Here is a 1,967-nt window from a genome sequence, read left to right as displayed (position 1 = left end):
CGTTTATTCTTCCTATACGTGAACCGCATCCTACGGAATGAGTAACCCTTGCCCTATTGTGAGTAGAACGTCGTATAATTCAAACGAAAGCAGTTAATAGGTATGAAATATCACAGCACAAAAGAGCGACAGGACATGTTTAGATGATGTTATTATAAAATAATAACATCATGGATGAATAAAAAATAATTTTCTATCTTTACAACTATGTTATACTTCTATGATAAGGCTATGATGGCAAAGCCTTGGTTTTCCTAATCAAATAGTCGCCGAGATGGCTTCAATGCGACAGTAGGTCTACTGTCTCACAATTAATTCATGTATCAGATTTTTGTTCCCTGATGGGAAGTGTTATCCATACGAAAAGAATATGGGTAAAGTGTTACACCTGTATATGACATTCAGAATGTCCTGTCGGGGGAACTGGTACCAATTTAATAAAAGAAAACAGTATAGAAATGACAATCGAAGATATGCAAACATTAGCCCTAGAGCATGGGCTGAGAATTTCGGAAGAGATGAGCGTCAATGAGATGGGCATCGACTTTAGAGTTGCCTTTGTAAAGGAAGTAAACGGTGAGAACTGGGTACTCCGTATACCTCGAAGAAGCGATATGCTTGAACAAATCGAAAATGAAAGTAGAATATTGGATTTAGCCAAAAGAAACCTGTCGATCAATGTCCCTGATTGGAAAATTGTATCGGAGCGCCTAATAGCCTACCCTTTACTGGAGGATGCGCCTGCTCTGACATTCGATGCGATAACACATGAGGTTTCTTGGAACATAGATCGCGATAGCATAGCTTATGTGGAGTCTCTGGCAAAATCATTGGCCGAATTACATCGTATTACAGCTGACGATGTGAGAAAGAGCAACTTGAAAATAATGACTCCAAGTGAATTGAGGACCGAAATAGCTGACCGTATCCACTTGGTGAAATCTGAGATAGGTATCAGCGAGCCGTTGGAAAACAGATACCGTAGATGGTTGGACAATGACCCTTTGTGGCCTGAATTCACTTGTTTCATCCATGGCGATCTCTATGCAGGGCATGTCTTAACCTCGAAGGAAGGTAAGACCTCTGGTATCATAGATTGGTCTACTGCGCATATGGGTGATCCTGCACTGGACTTTTCTGGTCACGTATCGGTTTTTGGAGAGGATAGCCTGAAGAGTTTGATAACGGAGTATGCTAAACAAGGCGGAACGATATGGGATAGGCTCTACGAACAATCTATAGAGAGGGCTGCTGCAGCTCCATTAGCATATGGCGCTTTTGCGGTAGAGTGCAACGACGATAATCATATCAATGCCGCCAGAGCAGCCTTAGGTATTGTTCAATAAAATGATGTGAGGATACTTTTTTAAATGCTAAAATAGGAGTTCGATTGGTGCCACTTAAGAGTATCATTGATTTCTATTTTAGCCAGTATCCTCCACTTTTAGGAGCTCCTCGAAACTCGATTTTATGATCATCTCTTAAGATTTTGAGCCACCGCTCTACTATCTTGACAGGAACTAATAGCTCGTTTACTAAAAATGGTGCACGCTTTCCTGGATTAGTTCTTATCTGATTAAATAGTAGATTTACTCCCTCACTTACTCCCTCATTAGATTCGAAAAGTAGCTTTGATGAGACAATAACTCGAAAACCGTGCTGGAAATTTTCAAAGACAGGGGGACGCAGACCATAGGATGCGAAGCCTTCTTGGATTCGTTTGATGCCTGACCCATATTTTTCAATAAAATGCGCTTCTTTGAACGTGGCAGATATCCTTTTATTGCGCGCCCATGGCGAGTAATCTTCACGAAGAAGCTGATCAATCGTTAAGTTATCAGCTAAACCACCTGGATTGAAAAACTCTATGGAATTGTAATACACCCTGATTATGGAATCGGCAAATTAATTTGGACTTGGGTGAAAAGGGCGTTTATTCTTCCTATTACGTTGTCGGCAGCGGGCCA

Annotated in this window: 2 protein-coding genes; one reads left to right on the top strand and one right to left on the bottom strand. The window is 41.0% G+C overall.

The window, feature by feature from the left end; translation table 11 throughout:
* Window positions 1-458: 458 nt before the first annotated feature.
* Entirely contained in the window at window positions 459-1,346 is an 888-nt protein-coding gene (mph, locus tag G5T77_RS16605; protein WP_071830579.1) for an Mph(E)/Mph(G) family macrolide 2'-phosphotransferase, read from the top strand.
* A 73-nt stretch (window positions 1,347-1,419) separates the two neighbouring features.
* Here mph and G5T77_RS16600 read toward each other — a convergent pair whose 3' ends face one another.
* Complete coding sequence (locus G5T77_RS16600; RefSeq protein ID WP_071830580.1) at window positions 1,420-1,884, bottom strand: ATP-binding protein; 465 nt, start codon at window positions 1,882-1,884, stop codon at window positions 1,420-1,422.
* Window positions 1,885-1,967 lie beyond the last annotated feature (83 nt).

This window comes from Acinetobacter sp. GFQ9D191M (assembly GCF_011174875.1).
Taxonomy (GTDB): Bacteria; Pseudomonadota; Gammaproteobacteria; order Pseudomonadales; family Moraxellaceae; genus Acinetobacter.
The sequence above is the reverse complement of the archived record's forward strand: the minus strand, read 5'-3'. Positions and strand labels throughout refer to the sequence as shown.

Bases quoted from the DNA above. Each gene is read 5' to 3' on its own strand.
- mph (WP_071830579.1), top strand. From the start codon at position 459: ATGACAATCGAAGATATGCAAACATTAGCCCTAGAGCATGGGCTGAGA.